The organism is Paraburkholderia aromaticivorans (genome assembly GCF_002278075.1).
Lineage (GTDB): Bacteria > Pseudomonadota > Gammaproteobacteria > Burkholderiales > Burkholderiaceae > Paraburkholderia > Paraburkholderia aromaticivorans.
This window is the reverse complement of sequence record NZ_CP022989.1, coordinates 1849381-1869538: the sequence shown is the minus strand read 5'-3', so window position 1 is coordinate 1869538 and position 20158 is coordinate 1849381. Positions and strand designations below refer to the sequence as shown.

The window sequence follows — 20158 nt, the reverse complement described above, 5'->3', positions numbered from 1 at the left end:
TCAGCCCGTGACGATGTGCAGGAGCCGCGCGCAATCGCGCGCAGCCGTGCGGGCTTCGTCGAGCGTGGGCGCCGTGAAGTTAACATGGCCCATCTTCCGGCCGCAACGCGCCTCCTCCTTGCCGTACAGATGCAAACGCGCCGCCGGCATGGCGGCGACCTCCTGCCAGGGCGGGGTGACCGACGGGCGCTTCGGGCCGTCCGGAAACCACACGTCGCCAAGAATGTTCAGCATCACCGCCGGCGAGTGCTGACGCGTGTCGCCCAGCGGCATGCCGGTCATGGCGCGGACCTGTTGCTCGAACTGACTGGTCGCGCAGGCGTCCACGGTGTAATGGCCGGAATTGTGCGGACGCGGCGCCATTTCATTGGCCACCAGCGAACCGTCTTCGAGAATGAAGAATTCGACGCACAGCACGCCCACGTAGCCGAGCTTGTCGGCGATTTGCAGCGCGGCCTGTTGCGCTTGCTGGACCAGTGTCGGGCTCGCGTCCGGCGCCGGGACGATAGTGTGCGACAACACACCGTCGCGATGCGTGTTCTGCGCGAGCGGATAGACCACCGAGGCGCCGCTCGCCGCTCGCGCGATCAGCGCGGACACTTCGAACTTCAACGGCAAGCGCTTTTCCAGCACGCAGGGCACGCCGGCGAGCGAAGCGTGCGCTTCGCGCACTTCCTCGGCGTTGCGCACGCGAATCTGGCCTTTGCCGTCGTAGCCCATGCGGGCCGTCTTGAGAATGCCCGGCAGCACGGCTTCGAGTTTGGCGTCTTCGAGCGCGGCCAGCGCATCCGACGATTCGATCACCACATGCGGCGCGACCGTCACGCCCGACGACGCGATGAAGCGCTTCTCGGCAATGCGGTCCTGGGCCACGGCGACGCAGCGGCCAGCCGGACTCACGAAGGTGGTCCGCGCGAGGAAATCGAGGCTCGCGGCCGGCACGTTCTCGAACTCCGTGGACACCGCCGCGCACAGCCGCGCGAGCTCGGTCAGCGACGCTTCGTCGTTGTACGCGGCGCGCAGATGGCGATCGGCGACGGCGCCCGCCGGACTGTTTTCGTCCGGATCGAGCACGGCAACGCGATAGCCCATGGCCTGAGCGGCAAAACAGAACATGCGGCCGAGCTGGCCGCCACCGACCATGCCAAGCCATGCGCCGGGCAGAATCGGTGAAACCGGTGTGTTGTCTGGGTTCATCTTAGTGGTCGGTCGCGGCCCGGTGCTGTCTGCAATGCGTGCGTGCAATGCGATGGCAGGCACCCGGCCGGGGGTCGGACAGGGGACATCTTCAAGCAATCAAACAGTCCGCGCGTTTACAGCGCCGGCAGCACCATAGCGTGGGCCGCTTCATTCTGGCGCACGCGGAACGCAGCCAGCTTCTCCGCGTATTCGGCGCTCGTGCCGCTCAGGAGCGACACCGCGAACAGCGCCGCGTTCGCCGCGCCGGCTTCGCCGATCGCAAAGGTGGCGACCGGCACGCCCTTGGGCATCTGCACGATCGAATGCAACGAATCGACGCCCTTCAGGTACTTGCTCGCCACCGGCACGCCGAGCACCGGCACCGTGGTCTTGGCGGCCAGCATGCCCGGCAGATGGGCCGCGCCGCCCGCGCCGGCGATGATCGCGCGAATGCCGCGCTCACGCGCGCTTTCAGCATAGGCGAACATTTCGTCGGGCATGCGGTGCGCGGACACGACCTTGGCTTCGTAGGGTACGCCGAACTCCTGCAGAATGGCCACGGCGTTCTTCATGACTTCCCAGTCGGAACTGGAGCCCATCAGCACGCCGACAACCGGCGCGCCATGCGTATGGGCGGTTTGAACTTCACTCATCTTACGGCTTCCTTGTTTCTTGAGAGCGCCCCCGGACCTGCGGCTCGCGCCAGGTCCCGAGAGGATGATTCCCCAACCCTTGACGGACTTCCTTCGGGGCGAGGGGTTTTTCCTCGCGAAGGAAATCCTGCGAGGGAACCCCTTCCTGCGGAGCGGAACCCTTCAGGCGGCCTTTTCAAGCGGCCTTCTCAGGCGACGCGAATCCAACCGGTGCGCGTAATCAGGCGAGCTTATGCCCGGTCAGGCGTTCGAGCGCTTCCTGGTACTTCTCGCCTGTCTTCGTGACCACGTCGTCCGGCAGCTTCGGCGCCGGCGGCTCTTTCTTCCACGGCTGGGTTTCGAGCCAGTCGCGCACGAACTGCTTGTCGAACGACGGCGGGTTGGTGCCGACCTGATACTGGTCGGCCGGCCAGAAGCGCGACGAATCCGCGGTCAGCGCCTCGTCCATCAAATACAGCTTGCCGTGGTTGTCCAGCCCGAACTCGAACTTCGTATCCGCGATGATGATGCCGCGCGTGGCCGCGTAGTCAGCGGCTTCCTTGTACAGCTTGATCGAGATGTCGCGGATCGTGGCCGACAGTTCGGTGCCGATGCGGCGCTCCATCTCGTCGTAGGTGATGTTTTCGTCGTGGTGGCCCATTTCGGCCTTGGCCGCCGGCGTGAAAATCGGCTCGGGCAGTTTCTGCGCGTTCTGCAGACCCGGCGGCAGTTCGACGCCGCACACCGAACCGGTTGCCTGGTAGTCTTTCCAGCCGCTGCCGGCCAGATAGCCGCGCACCACCGCTTCGACAAGGATCGGCTCGAGGCGCTTCACGACGACCGCACGGCCCTTGACCTGCTCGACTTCGTCTGCCGCCACCACGGATTCGGGCGCGACGCCCGTAAGGTGGTTCGGCACCACGTGCTTCAGTTTTTCGAACCAGAAGTTCGCCATTTCGTTGAGCACGCGGCCCTTATTCGGAATCGGCTCGCCCATGATGACGTCGAACGCCGACAGACGGTCGGTCGTGACGATCAGCAACTGGTCGTTGCCCACCGCATAATTGTCGCGGACTTTACCGCGGCCGAGCAGCGGCAGCGAGCGGAGCGTGGATTCGTAAAGGGTAGACATCGTCGTGGTTCGCTAAAAATGGGGCAAAAAAGTGTGACCGGAACAAAAGGGAAACGCCGTTCCCCGGATGATGCGGGAACGGCGATCTAACGACAACCTGGCCAAACGGCCAGGCGCAGACATAGTGATAGCTTAGCGGACGACTTGCGCGAGCTCGCCCGATTTGTACTTCTCCGCGATTTTATCAAGCGTGACCGGCTTGATCTTGCCGGCCTGGCCTTCGCAGCCGAACTGCGTGTAGCGCTCGATACAGATCTTCATCGCCGCTTCGCGCGCCGGCTTCAGGTAATCGCGCGGGTTGAACTTGCCCGGGTTGGTCGCCATGTAGCGGCGAATCGCGCCGGTAATCGCCAGACGCAGGTCGGTGTCGATATTGACCTTGCGCACGCCGTTCTTGATGCCTTCCTGGATTTCCTCGACCGGCACGCCGTAGGTTTCCTTCATGTCGCCGCCGAATTCGCGGATTTCAGCCAGCAGTTCCTGCGGCACCGACGACGAACCATGCATCACCAGGTGGGTGTTCGGAATGCGCTGGTGGATTTCCTTGATGCGCTGGATCGACAGAATGTCCCCCGTGGGCTTCTTGCTGAACTTGTACGCGCCGTGCGAGGTGCCAATCGCGATGGCGAGCGCGTCGCACTGGGTCAGCTTGACGAAGTCGGCAGCCTGCTCCGGATCGGTCAGCAGCTGCTCGCGCGTCATCGTGCCTTCCGCGCCGTGGCCGTCTTCCTTGTCGCCCTTCATGGTTTCCAGCGAACCCAGCACGCCCAGTTCCGCTTCCACCGTGATGCCGATCGAATGCGCCGCTTCCACGACCTTGCGCGACACGTCGACGTTGTACTCGTACGACGCGACCGTCTTGCCGTCGGCTTCGAGCGAACCGTCCATCATCACGCTGGTGAAGCCGCTGCGGATGGCCGCCATGCAGACCGCCGGCGACTGGCCGTGATCCTGGTGCATCACCACCGGAATATGCGGATACGACTCGACCGCGGCTTCGATCAGGTGGCGCAGGAACGCCTCGCCCGCGTACTTACGCGCGCCGGCCGATGCCTGCATGATCACCGGTGCGTTGACCTTGTCGGCCGCCGCCATGATCGCCTGCACCTGCTCCAGGTTGTTCACGTTGAATGCCGGAAGGCCGTAGCCGTTTTCAGCGGCATGGTCCAGCAGTTGACGCATTGATACGAGAGGCATGCTTAACTCCTTAGATTGAAACGAATTCTTGTGCCGTCGGCATCTTTTGGGCGATTTTATCGCGAAGCAAACCACATACCCGTTCATACCTTCCCTAACACGCGGAGCGGTCCTGTCCGCTGCAACGCGCGTGGAGCCTGTGCGCCGCCTCTCGCGGGGCATGGGCGGCCTGCTTCGCTCAATCCGGCCTGTGTCGACCGGTGTTAGCGCTTGAGTGCTTACTCCGGTTCCACGCAGGGCGTGCCGATCGAGCCGTTTGCCGACCGGAGCGAGTGCTTCAGCACCGACTCCGGTCCTACGCAGAGCGCTACGCGATCAATACGGTTCGCCCACCCGCACGATCTTCAGCGTATTCGTGCCGCCAGCCTGCCCCATCGGCTCGCCGACGGTCAGCACCACCATATCGCCGCGCGACGCGTAACCCTTGCTCACCACGGTTTCCAACGCCTGCTGCAACGCCGTGTCGCGGTCGGTGTTGGTGTCGAGGTGCAGCGACGTCACGTTACGATACAGCGCCATCGCCCGTTCACTGCCGACGCGCGGCGTGAGCGCGAAGATCGGCACGTGGGTCCAGTGACGCGACATCCACAACGCGGTCGAACCGGATTCCGTCAACGCCACGATCGCCTTCGCGCCGAGATGAAACGCGGTGAAGAGCGCGCCCATGGCGATCGACTGGTCGATCCGCGTGAACGTGCGGTCGAGGAAATCCTTGTCCAGCTCCGACTGCTCCGACTTCTCGGCTTCGATACAGATCGCCGCCATGGTCTCGATGGTCTGCACCGGATACTTGCCCGCCGCCGATTCCGCTGACAGCATCACCGCGTCCGTGCCGTCCAGCACGGCGTTAGCCACGTCCGACACCTCGGCGCGGGTCGGCACCGGCGCGTGGATCATTGATTCCATCATCTGCGTGGCGGTGATCACGAACTTGTTCGACTCGCGCGCCATACGAATCATGCGCTTTTGCAGCGCCGGAACTGCGGCATTCCCCACTTCCACGGCCAAATCGCCGCGCGCCACCATGATGCCGTCCGATGCGTCGAGAATCCCTTGCAGCGCCGGAATGGCTTCCGCACGCTCGATTTTGGCGATCATCTTCGGCTTGATGCCGAACGGCGCGCCGGCGATGTTCGCCAGCTGGCGGGCCATTTCCATGTCGGTGGCGTTCTTCGGGAACGATACTGCGACATAATCCACGCCGAGCGACATGGCGGTGCGAATGTCTTCCATGTCCTTGGCGGTCAGCGCGGGCGCGGACAAACCGCCGCCCTGGCGGTTGATGCCCTTGTTGTTCGACAGTTCGCCGCCGATCTTGACGACCGTGTGGATCTCGTTGCCGATCACGCGCGAGACGTTCAGCACGATCAGGCCGTCGTTGAGCAACAGCACGTCGCCCGGTTTCAGGTCGCGCGGCAGGTCCTTGTAGTCGAGACCGGCGCGTTGCTCGTTGCCGAGTTCGCAGTCGGCGTCGAGCACGAACGGTTCGCCGGCAACCAGCATGATCTTGCCGTTTTCAAATTTGCCGACCCGGATCTTCGGGCCTTGCAGGTCCGCCATGATGGCGACCTCGCGGCCGGCCTGGCGGGCCGCCTCGCGCACGAATTCGGCGCGCTGGCGGTGGTCGTCGGCGGTGCCGTGCGAGAAATTGAGCCGCACCACGTCCAACCCTGCCTGAATCATTTGCAGCAGGATTTCCGGCGTATTGGAAGCCGGTCCGATGGTGGCGACAATCTTGGTGGCGCGATGCATGAGTCTCCTCGTCTGGGTGAGATCGCTGGAAAGAGCGCTGCGAGTCGGATGCGGAGGCTGCGCACCGAAGGATGCTGCCGGGGGCTGCGCGCCGGTTGAAACCAGCGTCGCTTTATGGGGTGAAGCGGTGTTCGACACCAGCACGGGGGGTGCCGGTGGAGGGGCGAGTTCTTCGTCGGGGAGTTCTGCGGATGGCGAGGCGGTCTGCACAGCATCTGCGCTGGACGACTTCCCTGCCTCACTGACAGTGGTCAACTCCGCGAGCGCGAGGGACGCCCCGGATACTTCTTGCTGCCGGCTAGCTGAACCGACCGTGGCATCGACTGCGGATTCGAGCGCTGCCGGCGTGGCGGCGGAGCGCGCCGCGCGCTCCCCTGCCGTTGCTGCTGCCCCGCTGCGCGGCTTGCCGCCGCGCGCTTTTGCAGACTTTGCCGTGGGGGAGCGCGTCGCCACGTTAAGCCCGCGATTCCAGAATTTCGACCGCCGGCAGCTTCTTGCCTTCGAGGAATTCGAGGAAGGCGCCGCCACCTGTCGAGATATAGCTGACCTTGTCGTGGATGCCGTACTTGGCGATCGCCGCGAGCGTATCGCCGCCACCGGCAATCGAAAATGCCGACGATTTGGCGATGGCGTCCGCCAACGTCTTCGTGCCGTTGCCGAACTGGTCGAATTCGAACACGCCGACCGGACCGTTCCACACGATCGTGCCGGCCTTTTCCAGTTGTGCGGCGAGCACCTTGGCGGTTTCCGGCCCGATGTCGAGGATCAGGTCGTCGTCTTGAACGTCGGCGACGGCCTTCACTTCGGCCTTGGCGGTCGGCGAAAACTCCTTGGCCGTGACCACGTCGGTCGGGATCGGCACGGACGCGCCGCGCGCTTTCGCGGCGTCGATGATGGCTTTGGCTTCGTTCACCAGATCGGCTTCGGCGAGCGACTTGCCGATCTTAAGGCCCGCGGCCAGCATGAACGTGTTGGCGATGCCGCCGCCCACGATCAGCTGATCGACCTTGTCGGCGAGCGACTTCAGAATGGTCAGCTTGGTCGATACCTTGGAGCCGGCGACGATCGCCACCAGCGGACGCTTCGGCGCGCCCAGCGCCTTGCCGAGCGCTTCGAGCTCGGCCGCCAGCAGCGGGCCGGCGCACGCCACGGGCGCGTATCTGGCGATGCCGTGCGTGGTGGCTTCGGCGCGGTGCGCGGTGCCGAACGCGTCGTTCACGTAGATGTCGCAGAGCTTCGCCATTTTTTGCGCGAGCTCGTCGGAATCTTTCTTTTCGCCCTTGTTGACGCGGCAGTTTTCCAGCAGCACGACCGAGCCCGGCGCGACGTTCACGCCGTTTTCGACCCAGTTCGCCACCAGCGGCACGTCGCGGCCGAGCAGTTCGGCCAGACGCTTCGCGACCGGCGCGAGCGAATCTTCCGGCTTGAATGCGCCTTCGGTCGGACGGCCCAGGTGCGACGTGACCATCACGGCGGCGCCTGCGTCGAGCGCGGCCTTGATGGCCGGCACGGAGGCGCGGATGCGGGTGTCTTCGGTGATGTTGCCTTGATCGTCCTGCGGCACGTTCAGATCGGCGCGGATGAACACGCGTTTGCCGGAAAGCTTGCCTTCGGCGATCAGATCGGAGAGACGCAATACCTTGTTCATGGGCGTGTGTGTGCGAGTTGATGGGAAGGCGGTGGCGGACGACGCGCGGCACGCGAGCGCGGTGAACTCCAGCGCTCAGGCACGGTAGCGGCTCCGCAGAATCGGGTGCCGGCGGCCGGGCCGCGGCTTCGCGCGCCTTGCACCGGCGCGCTCATCCCGGAAACAACCATTTTAACTGATCCACACTGCCTTCTGACCCGCGGCCGGGCGAATGTCCCGTATTTGAAGGATGCGGCGCGCATGCCGCAATGCACCATTTCTCCTCTCATCCCGTCACATGAAGAGGCGCAACAGGGTGAACACGACCATTCCGACGACAATCGTGCCGAGCATGGTGCGCCGCCACAAAAACCATCCGAGACCCGCGAGCGTGGCGTAGAACTCATGGTTCGAGAGCGCGAACGAGAGCCCTTCCGGGGTCGCCAGCACGTCCGGCAACACCACGGCGGCGAGCGCCGCGGCCGGCGCGTAGCGCAGCATTCGCTGCACGCGGGCCGGCAAAACGGTGCGCTCGCCGCCGATCAGAAACATGGCGCGTGTCACGGCGGTGACGAAGGTCATGCCGAAAATGGCCAGCCAGATCTGCGTGGACGTCATCGCGAACCTCCGGCGCTGTTGCGGATGCGGCGCAAGTCGGCACGTTCGACCATCAGGTCGGCCGCGCTGCCGGCGACGATTGCCGCGATCACCGCGAGCGGCAGCGCGAGCCGGTACGGCAGGTCGAAGGCGAGCAGCGAGACCACGCCGGCGATCGTGACCGCGACCAGCGTGGAGCGCGTCGCGATCGCCGACACCATGATAGGCAGCAAGGCCAGCGTGCCCGCGAGCGCGAGGCCCCAGTTGTCCGGAATCAGGCTCGCCAGCAGAATCCCGGCGATCGACGACACCTGCCACGACAGCCAGCTGCACACCGCCATGCCCCAGTAGTACGCCTCCTTGCCCGGCACATAGCCGGTCGGGAAGCTCTTCTTCTGGAACAGCAGGTAGATCACGTCGCCGTTGAAATAGCCGAGCACGATGCGCCGCCACATCGACAGATAGGAAAAGTGCGGCGCCAGACCGACGCTAAATATCACGAAACGCGTATTGACCATCGCGGCGGTTAGCAGCACGGTCCAGACCGGCAGCTTGGCGGCGAGCAGCGGCAGCACCGCCAGTTGCGACGAACCGGCGTAGCACAGCAGCGACATGGTGAGCGCCTGCGGCAACGTGAGCACCGATTTGCTCATGGCGATGCCGGTGACGAGCCCCCAGGAGAAAATCGCCATTAGCGTGGGCGAATAGTCACGCGCGCCCTCGCGGAAGGCACGGCGATCAGTAGCGGACAGACGAGCGAGCATGCAGCGAAACGCGGGCGCCAAGGGCGTCGCAATGAAGGGAAGTCGGCGCCAGGTCGTCAAGCACCCGCTGGCGCATCCGGATTTGATTTATGCGTGTGCCGGATTATAGCGTCCGGAATGCGGCCAAATGCCCGTTCCGCGTGCAAAAGACGCTAAAATGCCGGTCTTGGCTATGCCTGTCATAGCTATGCCTAACAACGCACCTGCTGGAGAATCGTATGTCAATGGCCGACCGCGACGGCAAGATCTGGATGGATGGCAAGCTCATCGACTGGCGCGATGCCAAGATCCATGTGCTCACCCATACGCTGCATTACGGCATGGGCGTCTTCGAAGGCGTACGCGCCTACAAGACGGTGGACGGCAGCACCGCCATCTTCCGCTTGCAGGAACACACCAAGCGTTTGCTGAACTCGGCCAAGATTTTCCAGATGGACGTGCCATTCGACCACGAAACGCTCGCCGCCGCGCAATGCGAAGTGGTGCGCGAAAACAAGCTCGAGTCCTGCTACCTGCGCCCGATCATCTGGGTCGGCTCGGAAAAGCTCGGTGTGTCGGCCAAGGGCAACACCATTCACGTGGCGATCGCCGCCTGGCCGTGGGGCGCTTACCTCGGCGAAGAAGGCATCACCAAGGGTATCCGCGTGAAGACCTCGTCGTTCACGCGCCATCACGTGAACGTGTCGATGGTCCGCGCCAAGGCGTCGGGCTGGTACGTGAACTCGATCCTCGCCAATCAGGAAGCCGTCGCCGACGGTTACGACGAAGCGCTGCTGCTCGACGTGGACGGCTATGTGTCGGAAGGCTCCGGCGAGAACTTCTTCCTCGTGAACAACGGCAAGCTGTACACGCCGGATCTGGCCTCGTGCCTCGACGGCATTACGCGCGACACCGTCATCACACTGGCGCGCGACGCCGGCATCCAGGTGATCGAAAAGCGCATCACGCGCGACGAGGTCTATACCTGCGACGAAGCGTTCTTCACCGGCACCGCCGCCGAAGTCACGCCGATCCGTGAACTCGACAACCGCACGATCGGCTCGGGCGCACGCGGCCCGATCACCGAGAAGCTGCAATCGGGCTTCTTCGACATCGTGAACGGCAAGAGCGAAAAGTACGCGCACTGGCTGACCAAGATTTAACGCGCGCCGCGCCGGGGTGTCCCGGCGCAACGCACGCCCCCTGCATACAAAGAGAACCCCTCATGAGCGAAATCAAGGAAATGCCGCTGGTCGAACTGTCGGCAAAAGACCTGCCGGCTTACTGCCCGAACCCGGCCATGCCGCGCTGGAGCGCCCATCCGCGCGTCTTTATCGACGTCACGCACGGCGAAGCCAGGTGCCCGTATTGCAGCACGCGTTACAAGCTGCGCGACGGCGAAGTGGTCAAGGGTCATTGAACACAGCGCACTGAGCATCGATTGCCGGTGGCACCGCTTGCGGAACGCCTGCCCGCCTGGTTGCGGGTTGGCTCCGGAGAAACCGTTGCCAGGTTCGCTGCGTGAGCGGCTACGTGAGCGCCTGCCCGCCGCGCGGCCTGGTTCGTCGCTCCACGGGCCGGCGCCGCGCACGCAGCAGACGGTGATCAGGCCGGCAAGAACGCGCAGTCCGGCCCGCGCGCAGGCACGCCACAGCAGGGCCGCCAGCGCGGCGCATCCGGCCACGCCGGAATCGCGCCACGCGGCTTGCGGCTGTTCCCTTTTTACCTATCCGAACGCCACGTGCATGACTCGCGCGGGGCTTCGTTTCGACACCGGACACTCATTCTGATGCGTCGCGCGTTGGTTATCGCACCGAACTGGATCGGTGACGCATTGATGGCGCAGCCGCTGTTTGCGCGCCTCGTGAAATTGCATCCGCGCATCGTCATCGACGCGGTCGCGCCCTCGTGGGTCGCGCCCGTGCTCGAACGCATGCCGGAAATCCGCGACGTCTACGCCACGGATCTCGCGCACGGCAAGCTGCAGATGCTGCGCCGCTGGCAGTTGGCGAGCGACCTGCGCGACGTCGGCTACGACGCCGCCTACGTGCTGCCGAACTCGCTCAAGTCGGCGCTGATTCCATGGATGGCGGGCATCCGGCTGCGCATCGGCTACACCGGCGAAAGCCGCTACGGCTTGTTGAACGTGCGTCACGCGAATCCGCGCAAGGACGAGCGCCCGCCGATGGTCGGCCAGTACGCCGCCCTCGCCTACGCGCCCGGCGCCAAGGTGCCCGACGACCTGCCGATGCCGCGCCTCGACGCGGACCTGAACGAAGCGTCGCGGGTCTCGGCGCGCTTCAATCTGGACACGCGCGTGCCGCTGCTGGTGTTCTGTCCGGGCGCCGAATACGGCCCCGCCAAGCGCTGGCCGCCCGAGCACTTCGCGGCGCTCGCCCAGATGGTCGGCCAGTCGTTCCCGTACACGCAGATCGTCGCGCTCGGTTCGCCCAAAGATGCGCCGCTCGCGCAGGCCATTGCCGAGAAAGCGCCGAACGTGCGCAACCTGTGCGGCCAGACCGCGCTGGGCGAGGCATGTGCGCTGATCTCGCGCGCCAATGCGGTCGTCACCAACGACTCCGGGCTGATGCACGTGGCCGCCGCGCTGCGCCGGCCGCTGGTGGCGGTGTACGGTTCGACCGATCCGCGCCACACGCCGCCCTTGTCCGAGCTGGCGAAGGTACAATGGCTTCATCTCGAATGCAGCCCCTGTTTTGAGCGCGAGTGTCCTCTCGGTCATCTGAACTGCCTGAAGCAGTTGAGCGCCGAGCAGGTATTCGGCGATTTGCGCGGCATGTTGCTCGCGCAACGCTGAAGCCGCTGATACACGCACGCAACACCGCACGCCCCTGAGCGCGTCGCGTCATGTTCGCGCCTTGCGGCGCGGGCATTCTGGCGCTCGGGTGCGATTGTCCGGTTCCGGGCTGTCCCGCTGACCGCTGCCTTGCAACCGCGCGCCGCGCACAAGAGACTGACGAGCCATGCCACGTTTTGCCCATATCTTCGAAGCCGCCGCCGATACCCTGAACGCCTATTACCAGGCCGTCGCCGAGGTCAATATCGACAGCTTGATGGGCCTGTGGATCGATGAAGAGTTCGTGAGTTGCATCTGCGCCGACGGCTCCCACCTGCACGGCCTCGACAGCATTCGCGCCGGCTTGCAGATCCAGCTCGAAACCGCGCCTGTGTCCATCGAACCGCTCGACATCCGCGTCTACGACAGTCTCGGCACCGTGGTCTACGCGATTGCCGAGGCGCACCGGCCGGCCGATCCGAAGGCCACGCCCGCCATGGTGTTCACCACCTACGTGATGGTCCACGAACGCGGCGAATGGCGCATTGCGCACATTCACGCGAGTCCGATGCCCAACGAGGCCGCCAGCCAGTTCGCCACGAAAATGCGGCATGGCCAGGGGTCGTTGCACTGACGCGCGCCGCGCGTCTCATTTTTGGTTGTGAAGCAGGCATGAGCACGCCCCACAGGCAGTCCCCCAACGCGAAGGAAATCCTCTCGCCGAATTCCGGGACGACGCACGCTACATCCGCCTCCTCCGGCACGGCACGCGCCGCGGCCGCCGTCGACGCCACCGTCGAGCTGCTCTACCGTGCGCCGCTGTGGTTGCCGAACCGCCATGTGCAGACCATCGTCCCGTCGCTGTTCGCACGCCGCCCCGCGGTCTCGTTTCGCCGCGAACGCTGGGATACGCCCGACGGCGACTTCATCGATCTCGACTGGGTCGAGCACGACGGCGAGGCCCAATCAGCACTCACGCCCGACGCCGCGCCCCGGGTGCCCGCCGACACCGCTCCGCTCTTCGTGCTGTTTCACGGCCTGGAAGGCAGTTCGGGCTCGCACTACGCCGCCTCGTTGATGGCTGCCGCGCGCGAGTACGGCTGGCACGGTGTCGTGCCGCACTTTCGCAGTTGCAGCGGACCGTTGAACCGGATGCCGCGCTTCTATCATCTCGCCGACAGTAACGAGGTCGACTGGATCCTGCGGCGTTTGCGCGCCGCGCATCGCGGGCCGATCGTCGCGGCCGGCGTATCGCTCGGCGGCAATGTGCTGCTGCGCTGGCTGGGTGAGCGGCGCGAGGGCGCGGCGTCGGTGGTCTCGGCCGCCGCGGCGATCTCGACCCCCATCGACGTGCATGCAGGCGGCCGCGCTTTGTCGCAAGGCTTCGGACTCGTCTACACGCGCAGCTTTCTCAAGACACTCAAGCAGAAGGCCGAGCAGAAGCTGACTCAGTTTCCAGGCCTGTTCGACCGGGAGGCGATGCTGGCGAGCCGCACCATGTACGAGTTCGACAACGTGGTGACCGCACCGCTGCACGGCTTTCGCGATACCGACGAATACTGGAGCACGGCGACCACGCGCCCGCTGCTGCCGCACATTCAGGTGCCGACGCTGGTGCTGAACGCGCGCAATGACCCGTTCCTCCCGGCTGAAGCCTTGCCCTCGCGGCATGAAGTTTCGGCGGCGGTGGAGCTCGACCAACCCAGGCACGGCGGCCACGCCGGCTTTATGACCGGGCCGTTCCCGGGCCGCATCGACTGGCTGTCGCGGCGCGTGTTCGGCTATCTGGAGCGGCACGTCGATCATGGATGACATCGTCAAGCAGGCCCTGGCCAAGTGGCCGAACGTACCGAGTTGCACGGGTTGGCTGATGCTGGACAGGCGCGGCAACTGGCGCATGCGCGACGAGGCCGCGCAGGCAGGCGGAACGCCGGGCACGCCGATTCGCCACGAAGCGTTGCTCGGGTTCATCAACCGGAATTACGACGCCGACGAGCGCGGGCAGTGGTATTTCCAGAACGGCCCGCAGCGCGTGTACGTCGAACTGGGCTATACGCCGTGGGTCGTGAGGCTGTCGGCCAATGCCGATGCCGGCGGCACGCTCGCTTTGCAGGACCAGGCCGGCGGCGCGTTCGAGCCCGCAGCCGTGTTCGTGGATGAAGAAGGCGGGATTCTGCTGACCGACGGCTCGGCGCCGCCGAGAGTCGCGGTCTTGCACGATCACGATCTGGAGGTCTTCTCCGATCATGCAACGCTGGCGGAGGATTCGATGAGCGGCGAGTTTCGCTGGAACAATCAGGTCGTGTTGCCGCTGCAGGCTATCCGGCGAAGCGATGTGGCAAGGCGCTTCGGGTTCGTGCCGAGTCCCGCGGCCGCGGGCGCTTAAACCCTGCACCTGCCCGCGCCGCGGCATATTCCTTCGAAGCCATGCCGGCCAACGCAGCCAAGCGCGAGCAAGACCTAACTCTTTTCGTCCAGCCGCTCCTCCTTATAGCGGTTTTCCATCTCATGCAGCCTCGCGTCGACGGTCGCGAGGTCGTAGTAGCCAATCGCCTTCAGATCGCGCGCGTCCTTTAGCTGCCGGATCGCCGACGGCCACGCTCCTTCCAGCGCGAACTTCTCAGCCATCGCCCGATGCTGCGTCAACGCATCGCCCGTGCCGGCGCTGGCCTGCGCGAGATACAGCCACCAGGCAGGCTGATCGGGCTGGGCACGCGTTTCCTTCTGCGCGAGCGCCTGGGCATCGGCAAAGCGGTGCAGAGTCAGCAAGGTGCGGATATGCATGTCGATTGCGGCGTTCGACTGCGGCCAGCGCTTCTGCGCGAACTCGGCGAGCCGCGCGGCCTCGTCGTCGCGGCCGGCGCGCCGCGCGATGTCGGCGGCCAACACGTCGAGGCTCGGCGAACTCCGCGCGGCTCCTCGTTCGGCCTGCTCGCCGGCTGCGAATGCCGCGCGACACGACGCCAACGACGCCGCCGCATCGTCGTAACGCTCGAGCAGCATCTGCCCGTAAGCAATGCCATACCAGTTCGCCGCGACGTTGACCGCCGTGCGGTCCTCGATCTCGGAGCGCAGGCGCGAAATCTCATCCCCATACTCGCTGCGCGACTGGTCCTGCAGCAGGCGAGCGCGGGCGCGCACAAACCCATATTCGGCCGATTGATGCGGTTGCCGGTAAGGGGCGCGGCGCGCGCGGTCCTCCATGTCGGCGATCCGTTCGCCGGTCAGCGGATGGGTCCGCGCGTAAGCCGGCACGCCCGTGTCGCTCATCGCGGCGCGATCGAGGCGGCCGAAGAAGGTCGTCATCGCGTAGGGATCGTAGCCGGCGCCGGCGAGCAGCAGAAAACCGACGCGGTCCGCCTCGTGCTCGGCCGAACGCGAGAAACGCAACTGGTTGTCCACCGCATAGGCCTGGCCGCCGATCGCAATCGCGCTGCCCAGATCGCCGCTATGCGCGAGCACGCCGGCGAGCACGCCGAACAACATGCCGGCGAGCGCCGCATAGGTGCTGCGCTCGCCGGCCGTGATCATGCGTGAGATGTGGCGCTGCAAGACGTGTCCCATTTCGTGACCGAGCACCGACGCCAGTTCGGATTCCGTCTGCGTCGCCACGATGAGGCCGGTGTTCACGCCGATAAAACCGCCCGGCAGCGAGAAGGCGTTGATCTGCGTATCGCGCACCGCGAACAGATCGAAGTCCGGACGGTAGCCGCCGATGTAGAGCGCGCTCGCCGCCGCGGCAAGTTTCGCGGCGACCGAGTTCAGATAATCGCGCACCAGCCAGTCGTCGAGATAGTCGGGGTCGTGGCGCAGTTCGCGCATGACGCGCTCGCCGAGCTTGCGCTCGGCCTGCGGCGTAAGCGAGCCTGAACCGCCGTTGCCGAGATCGGGCAATTGTTGCGTGACGATCGGCGCCCGCCAACCGGTGTTCGCACCGGAATTGCCGGACAAGCGGCTCTGTGCCCCGCCGTACACGCCGAACACGCCTTGTGCGATATCGGAAGGGATCAGCGGATCGGCGTAGGCATCGGCCGGACCGCTGACCAGCGGCGGCTCCGCGGATAGTGTGCTGGGCGCCGTGCCCGACACACCCTGCGCTTGCGCGAACGGGCCTGGCGCCGTCGCCAGCGCGACAGACAGCAACGCAGCAAGGAACCGTTTCGGACGCATCGCGAGGTCGATATGACGATGTCGAAAAGCGAAGCCCGCCGCCCGGACTAAGATAGCGGGGATAGGGCAATTGTAATCAGTCGTCGCGCGAATTCGTGTGATTCACGTCAGGGCGATTCGGGTGTCTGAGGCGAGCGCCGCGCCGCAGACGCCGCAGGGCCCCGCGTCGCCGCCAGCCGGCAACGCACTCGCGAACGGTCCGCGCAAACGCACGGCTGCCGCCGTCCGGCTGCGCCGCTGCTATGATAGGCGCCCTCTTAAGGAGCCCAACCATGCCTGAACTCACTCATTTCGACGCCGCCGGCCAGGCGCATATGGTGGACGTTGGCGACAAGCAGGAGACCAAGCGCATTGCGGTGGCGCGCGGCTCGATTCGCATGCTGCCGGAGACGTTCGCGCTGATCCGCGACGGCAACGCCAAGAAGGGTGACGTGATCGGCATCGCGCGGATTGCCGCGATTCAAGGTTCGAAGCGCACCGCGGATCTGATCCCGCTATGTCATCCGCTCGCGCTCACGCGCGTCAAGGTGGATTTTGAACTCGACGAAGCGCTGCCGGGCGTGCATTGCACCGTTCAGGTCGAAACGCTCGGTCGCACGGGCGTGGAGATGGAAGCGCTGACCGCCGTGCAGGTCGGGCTGCTGACCGTGTACGACATGTGCAAGGCCGTGGATCGCGGCATGACCATCACCGATGTAAAGGTGATGGAGAAGCACGGCGGGAAGTCGGGGGATTGGGTGGCTTGATGACCGCCTGAATCATCGCCCCTCTTCACGATTAAAGCCTCGAAGCGAACACAGCGACTCCCTTCGGTTCATTCCTCGTCGCTGTCATCGTCCTCATTGACGTCGCCCGCTGGCATACCGTAGCGCTTGACCAGTTCCGCCTTGAAGCCGGTCAGCGTCTTCTGCTCATCGCAGAGCTGGTAGAGATAGCCCAATTGCGACGGCCAGTCCTTCAACTCCGTGGCGAAGATCTTCAGGCGTTCGACGGTGTCGAACGCCGCCGCCTGATCTCCGTTCAGCGCCTGCAGCACCGCATAGCGACGCAACACGGTCTCGCCGGGCAGCAACGCGATCGCCTGTTTATGCATGGCGAGCTTGTGTTGCAAGTCCATCGAATTCATCGGCAAGAGCGTCGCCATTCCGTACTCGCCCCACGCCTGGAACAGGAACGACGGGTCAGCACGATACTGCTCGGCAGGACGCGATCCGTAGTAGAGCACCTCGGCGCGCGCGTAATCGCGATACACCGGATACAGTGCGGCCAGCCCGCCGAACACCACCACGGCAAACGCGCCGAACGACACGCGTGCCGGCACGAGGCGCAGCGGCCGCGTCTCCAGCAGGCCGAACACGAACATGGCCGGCAACAGGAAGAACATGTACTGCTGCGGGTATTCGACCAGCGCGTGCATGACCAGCACACCGATCAGCGCAATGCCGAACACGCGCGCCGAGCTTTGCGGTGCGCGCACCACGCGCACGAGCCACGTGATCAGACCGAACAGCACGATCGCCAGACCGATCAGGCCGGTCTTCGCGAGCAGGTCGATAAAGATGTCGTGCGAATTGTTGGCGATTTCGACGGCGCCGAGCGACTTCACAAACTCGTACTGGTGGCTCGGAAATTCGCCCCAGCCGACACCCAGCAACGGATGCGTCTTGAACATCGTCCAGCCGTACTTCCATAACGCGAGACGCGGCGCGATCTGGCCGGCGTCCTTGAAGCGTTCCGCCGCGGACTGTCCGAGCTCCAGGTGATAGCGCACATTGGCCCAGCGAATCAGCGCGTTGACCACGAAAAACAGCACGGCCAGCACGATTGGAATGACCCACTCGCGATTGCTGCGACGGAACTGCACCTGATTGCGGGTCTGCGCGAACGCCATCCAGAAACCCGCCACCACGATTACGCCCATCTGCAGCCACGGGCCGCGCGAGACAGTCAGCGCGAGGCCGACCGCGAAAATCGTCGACACGAGAAACCAGATGCTCACGGCAATGCGCCGCGTCTGCACGAGGAACAGTGCGCCCGCCATCGCGAACGCAATATAGGTGGCGAGGTGATTGGCCTGCGCCATATTGCCGAACGGCCGGCGCTCGACGGTCACGTTATAGGCGACGACGAGCGGCGACACGCGCGTTTCTAGGTGAAACAGCTGGATGACCTGACAGAACACCGCAAACAGCCCGCCGACGACCAACGCGCCGGCCGCCCAGCGCAACGCGGTCTCGTTGAGCTTGGCGCGCGCGAAACCATAACCGGCATGCGTCGCCATGAAGGCCGCCAGCAGATAGCCGCCGCCGAGCCAATTCATCGACGGCTGCGAGACCGGCAACACCACCGACTGCGCCACCAGCAGCAGCCCGAACAGCAACGGCACCAGCGCGACCACCGGCGAGGCGAACGTCACGCGCGGCCTTGCGCTCGCCACCAGCAGCACGACGCCCGCGCCGGTCAGCAGATACAGCGCGAGTGCGGTGAATTCAGCGTAAAAGGTCGGAATCGGATACGTATGGTTGACAACTGCATAAGGCAGCACCAACGCGAGAGCCAACAGAATGAAAGACAGGTAGCGCGCAAAAGGGGTGGGCATCGAGTAACCGGTGGGCGTCAGCAACCGGCGCACTATACAAAAAAATTCTCCTGCTGTGCGCCGGCCGGGCTGAAATATCCCGAAAATCAGCGTTTTACGTGTGGACGACTACGACTTGCCCCGCTCTAGCGGTCATCTCGCCATCCTTCACGAACGGCACTCCGGCGGGGCGAGATTCGACGCCAGGCTGGGGGCTTCCGCGGGTGCCGGCCCGGCGCCAGGCGCCGGCAGCGAGGACGCCGTTTTGCCACCGGCGAAACATTCCCACGTGAGCGCGCCCGCCTGCACCGCGCCCTTGCTCAACGCCACGCGCGCAGTCGGCGCGTCCACGTTGTCAGGAACCGACGGCACGAGCGTGAGCGTGTTCGAACCCGCGGGCGCGACGCGCGTCGTAAAGGCGACGGTGATCTGGCCGGTGTCGTCGTCGACACGAATGGACTCGACGTTGCGGGTAGCGGGCGGCGACGCATAGCCGCCACTGAACGCATTGCCGCTGGCCGCGTTTTCAGACACGGCCAGCCGCGCGGAAGCCGCCAGCGACAGCCCTTCGCCGACGCGGCTGCGCGCCAGATAGTCCTGATAAGCGGGGATCGCATAGGCGGCGATCACGCCGACGATCGCCAGCACGATCATCAGTTCGATCAGCGTGAAACCGGAACCGAGCCTACGACAGGCGCGCGCTAGCTGCGCGGACCAGGCCGCGCGGCTGAATCTCGTTCGTGAGGACGGCAAGGACTGGGAGTAAGCGGAGTACGGCAGGAAATACGGCAAAGTAACGATCATCGACAGCCTCCTGAAACGAAAAACGCCTGTCCCGCGAATCGGGAACAGGCGTTTCCATCGTAGCCAGCAGCGCTCGCGTCACACAGTCAGCCGAACGGCTAACGTTGCAGCGTGGGTTCGCTCAGATCGACGCCGAGGCTGGACACGCAAGTATGTCGACGCCGGATGCAAGCTCAAGCCGCCGCACGACTGGCATTGCGGCGCTTGAGCAGATAACCGAGTACCACCACGAACAATGCGCCCGCAATGCTCATGCCGTATTCGGCCAACGGCGTATCGAGGATCGGCCAACGGTCGCCGGCCGGGTCGTTGATGATCAGGCCGCCCGCGATCCAACCCAGCAACGCGGCGCCGAGCGTGATGACGATCGGAAAGCGATCGAGCAGCTTGAGAACCAGCTGGCTGCCCCACACGATCAGCGGAATGCTCACCACCAGACCGAAAATCACCAGCGCGAGCCGGTGTTGGGGATCGGCGGCTTCAGCCGCGCCCGCAATCGCGATCACGTTGTCGAGGCTCATCACCGCATCCGCGACGATGATGGTCTTGATCGCCGCCATCAGCTTGTCGGCCGGCTTGACGTTCTCATGCGCGTCGTGCGCCGGCGCCATCAGACGCACACCGATCCACAGCAGCAGCAGGCCGCCCGCGAACTTCAGCAGCGGCACATCGAGCAGCACGACTGCGAACGCGATCAGCGCCACGCGCAGCACGATCGCGCCCGCCGTGCCCCACAACACGCCCTTCGTGCGCTGCGACGGCGGCAAATTGCGGCACGCCAGCGCGATCACGACGGCATTATCGCCACCCAGCAGGATGTCGATAACGATGATCTGAATGACTGCGCCCCAATGGAGCGTGGCGAAGAACTCGAGCATGTTTGAAAGAATAAGAAGAAGTCCGGCGCACGGCCAATAAAAAAGCGGAGGAGTCTGCACTCCCCCGCTTTTTGA

Annotated in this window: 19 protein-coding genes; 7 read left to right on the top strand and 12 right to left on the bottom strand. The window is 64.9% G+C overall.

Annotation, left to right across the window (positions count from 1 at the left end):
• The 8 genes from CJU94_RS08605 to CJU94_RS08570 form a co-directional block, all read right to left on the bottom strand.
• Positions 1–1197, bottom strand: coding sequence for a 5-(carboxyamino)imidazole ribonucleotide synthase (locus tag CJU94_RS08605; protein WP_095418322.1), 1197 nt, complete (start codon positions 1195–1197; stop codon positions 1–3).
• A 116-nt stretch (positions 1198–1313) separates the two neighbouring features.
• Positions 1314–1832, bottom strand: a complete 519-nt coding sequence (gene purE / locus CJU94_RS08600) for a 5-(carboxyamino)imidazole ribonucleotide mutase (protein ID WP_095418321.1) — start codon at positions 1830–1832, stop codon at positions 1314–1316.
• Between the two features lie 220 nt (positions 1833–2052).
• The gene (locus tag CJU94_RS08595; protein ID WP_042321200.1) at positions 2053–2943 is read right to left on the bottom strand and encodes a phosphoribosylaminoimidazolesuccinocarboxamide synthase; all 891 of its coding nucleotides are present in this window, start codon (positions 2941–2943) and stop codon (positions 2053–2055) included.
• A gap of 132 nt (positions 2944–3075) precedes the next feature.
• Positions 3076–4140, bottom strand: a complete 1065-nt coding sequence (gene fba / locus CJU94_RS08590) for a class II fructose-bisphosphate aldolase (RefSeq protein ID WP_095418320.1) — start codon at positions 4138–4140, stop codon at positions 3076–3078.
• 315 nt (positions 4141–4455) lie between these two features.
• Positions 4456–5892: a pyruvate kinase gene (pyk, locus tag CJU94_RS08585; RefSeq protein WP_095418319.1), complete on the bottom strand. Its 1437-nt coding sequence runs from the start codon at positions 5890–5892 to the stop codon at positions 4456–4458.
• Positions 5893–6346: 454 nt separating this feature from the next.
• The gene (locus CJU94_RS08580; RefSeq protein ID WP_095418318.1) at positions 6347–7540 is read right to left on the bottom strand and encodes a phosphoglycerate kinase; all 1194 of its coding nucleotides are present in this window, start codon (positions 7538–7540) and stop codon (positions 6347–6349) included.
• 273 nt (positions 7541–7813) lie between these two features.
• A complete protein-coding gene (locus CJU94_RS08575) occupies positions 7814–8137 on the bottom strand; it encodes an AzlD domain-containing protein (protein WP_095418317.1) in 324 nt (107 codons plus the stop codon).
• Positions 8134–8880 (bottom strand): AzlC family ABC transporter permease, encoded by a 747-nt coding sequence (locus CJU94_RS08570; protein ID WP_095420268.1) that lies wholly within the window; start codon positions 8878–8880, stop codon positions 8134–8136. The genes CJU94_RS08575 and CJU94_RS08570 overlap by 4 nt, the downstream gene beginning before the upstream one ends.
• Positions 8881–9098: 218 nt before the next feature.
• On the opposite strand from CJU94_RS08570, the gene CJU94_RS08565 reads away from it, so the two are divergent.
• The 6 genes from CJU94_RS08565 to CJU94_RS08540 all read left to right on the top strand — a co-directional run bounded on the left by CJU94_RS08565 (position 9099) and on the right by CJU94_RS08540 (position 14039).
• The gene (locus CJU94_RS08565; protein WP_095418316.1) at positions 9099–10022 is read left to right on the top strand and encodes a branched-chain amino acid transaminase; all 924 of its coding nucleotides are present in this window, start codon (positions 9099–9101) and stop codon (positions 10020–10022) included.
• Positions 10023–10084: 62 nt separating this feature from the next.
• Complete coding sequence (locus CJU94_RS08560) at positions 10085–10279, top strand: zinc-finger domain-containing protein (protein WP_064268765.1); 195 nt, start codon at positions 10085–10087, stop codon at positions 10277–10279.
• 369 nt (positions 10280–10648) lie between these two features.
• Positions 10649–11674 (top strand): lipopolysaccharide heptosyltransferase II, encoded by a 1026-nt coding sequence (gene waaF, locus CJU94_RS08555; protein WP_095418315.1) that lies wholly within the window; start codon positions 10649–10651, stop codon positions 11672–11674.
• A gap of 166 nt (positions 11675–11840) precedes the next feature.
• On the top strand, positions 11841–12287 hold the full coding sequence (locus tag CJU94_RS08550; protein WP_095418314.1) for a nuclear transport factor 2 family protein: 447 nt from the start codon (positions 11841–11843) through the stop codon (positions 12285–12287).
• A gap of 38 nt (positions 12288–12325) precedes the next feature.
• The gene (locus tag CJU94_RS08545; protein WP_208645354.1) at positions 12326–13465 is read left to right on the top strand and encodes a YheT family hydrolase; all 1140 of its coding nucleotides are present in this window, start codon (positions 12326–12328) and stop codon (positions 13463–13465) included.
• Positions 13458–14039: a DUF2946 family protein gene (locus tag CJU94_RS08540; RefSeq protein WP_095418313.1), complete on the top strand. Its 582-nt coding sequence runs from the start codon at positions 13458–13460 to the stop codon at positions 14037–14039. Before CJU94_RS08545 ends, CJU94_RS08540 begins: the two co-directional genes overlap by 8 nt.
• 74 nt (positions 14040–14113) lie before the next feature.
• Here the strand turns inward: CJU94_RS08540 and CJU94_RS08535 are convergent, their stop codons facing one another.
• Entirely contained in the window at positions 14114–15823 is a 1710-nt protein-coding gene (locus CJU94_RS08535; protein ID WP_095418312.1) for a M48 family metalloprotease, read from the bottom strand.
• Positions 15824–16095: 272 nt separating this feature from the next.
• On the opposite strand from CJU94_RS08535, the gene moaC reads away from it, so the two are divergent.
• Positions 16096–16569, top strand: coding sequence for a cyclic pyranopterin monophosphate synthase MoaC (gene moaC, locus CJU94_RS08530; protein WP_095418311.1), 474 nt, complete (start codon positions 16096–16098; stop codon positions 16567–16569).
• 68 nt (positions 16570–16637) lie between these two features.
• On the opposite strand, the gene CJU94_RS08525 is transcribed toward moaC, so the two are convergent.
• The 3 genes from CJU94_RS08525 to CJU94_RS08515 form a co-directional block, all read right to left on the bottom strand.
• The gene (locus CJU94_RS08525) at positions 16638–18422 is read right to left on the bottom strand and encodes a PglL family O-oligosaccharyltransferase (RefSeq protein WP_095420266.1); all 1785 of its coding nucleotides are present in this window, start codon (positions 18420–18422) and stop codon (positions 16638–16640) included.
• Positions 18423–18569: 147 nt separating this feature from the next.
• On the bottom strand, positions 18570–19205 hold the full coding sequence (locus CJU94_RS08520) for a pilin (RefSeq protein WP_095418310.1): 636 nt from the start codon (positions 19203–19205) through the stop codon (positions 18570–18572).
• Between the two features lie 173 nt (positions 19206–19378).
• Complete coding sequence (locus CJU94_RS08515) at positions 19379–20083, bottom strand: TerC family protein (RefSeq protein ID WP_095418309.1); 705 nt, start codon at positions 20081–20083, stop codon at positions 19379–19381.
• Positions 20084–20158: the final 75 nt, after the last annotated feature.

Coding starts and splice junctions, on each gene's coding strand:
- CJU94_RS08605 (WP_095418322.1), bottom strand. CDS start 1,197: ATGAACCCAGACAACACACCGGTTTCACCGATTCTGCCCGGCGCATGG.
- purE (WP_095418321.1), bottom strand. CDS start 1,832: ATGAGTGAAGTTCAAACCGCCCATACGCATGGCGCGCCGGTTGTCGGC.
- CJU94_RS08595 (WP_042321200.1), bottom strand. CDS start 2,943: ATGTCTACCCTTTACGAATCCACGCTCCGCTCGCTGCCGCTGCTCGGC.
- fba (WP_095418320.1), bottom strand. CDS start 4,140: ATGCCTCTCGTATCAATGCGTCAACTGCTGGACCATGCCGCTGAAAAC.
- pyk (WP_095418319.1), bottom strand. CDS start 5,892: ATGCATCGCGCCACCAAGATTGTCGCCACCATCGGACCGGCTTCCAAT.
- CJU94_RS08580 (WP_095418318.1), bottom strand. CDS start 7,540: ATGAACAAGGTATTGCGTCTCTCCGATCTGATCGCCGAAGGCAAGCTT.
- CJU94_RS08575 (WP_095418317.1), bottom strand. CDS start 8,137: ATGACGTCCACGCAGATCTGGCTGGCCATTTTCGGCATGACCTTCGTC.
- CJU94_RS08570 (WP_095420268.1), bottom strand. CDS start 8,880: ATGCTCGCTCGTCTGTCCGCTACTGATCGCCGTGCCTTCCGCGAGGGC.
- CJU94_RS08565 (WP_095418316.1), top strand. CDS start 9,099: ATGTCAATGGCCGACCGCGACGGCAAGATCTGGATGGATGGCAAGCTC.
- CJU94_RS08560 (WP_064268765.1), top strand. CDS start 10,085: ATGAGCGAAATCAAGGAAATGCCGCTGGTCGAACTGTCGGCAAAAGAC.
- waaF (WP_095418315.1), top strand. CDS start 10,649: ATGCGTCGCGCGTTGGTTATCGCACCGAACTGGATCGGTGACGCATTG.
- CJU94_RS08550 (WP_095418314.1), top strand. CDS start 11,841: ATGCCACGTTTTGCCCATATCTTCGAAGCCGCCGCCGATACCCTGAAC.
- CJU94_RS08545 (WP_208645354.1), top strand. CDS start 12,326: ATGAGCACGCCCCACAGGCAGTCCCCCAACGCGAAGGAAATCCTCTCG.
- CJU94_RS08540 (WP_095418313.1), top strand. CDS start 13,458: ATGGATGACATCGTCAAGCAGGCCCTGGCCAAGTGGCCGAACGTACCG.
- CJU94_RS08535 (WP_095418312.1), bottom strand. CDS start 15,823: ATGCGTCCGAAACGGTTCCTTGCTGCGTTGCTGTCTGTCGCGCTGGCG.
- moaC (WP_095418311.1), top strand. CDS start 16,096: ATGCCTGAACTCACTCATTTCGACGCCGCCGGCCAGGCGCATATGGTG.
- CJU94_RS08525 (WP_095420266.1), bottom strand. CDS start 18,422: ATGCCCACCCCTTTTGCGCGCTACCTGTCTTTCATTCTGTTGGCTCTC.
- CJU94_RS08520 (WP_095418310.1), bottom strand. CDS start 19,205: ATGATCGTTACTTTGCCGTATTTCCTGCCGTACTCCGCTTACTCCCAG.
- CJU94_RS08515 (WP_095418309.1), bottom strand. CDS start 20,083: ATGCTCGAGTTCTTCGCCACGCTCCATTGGGGCGCAGTCATTCAGATC.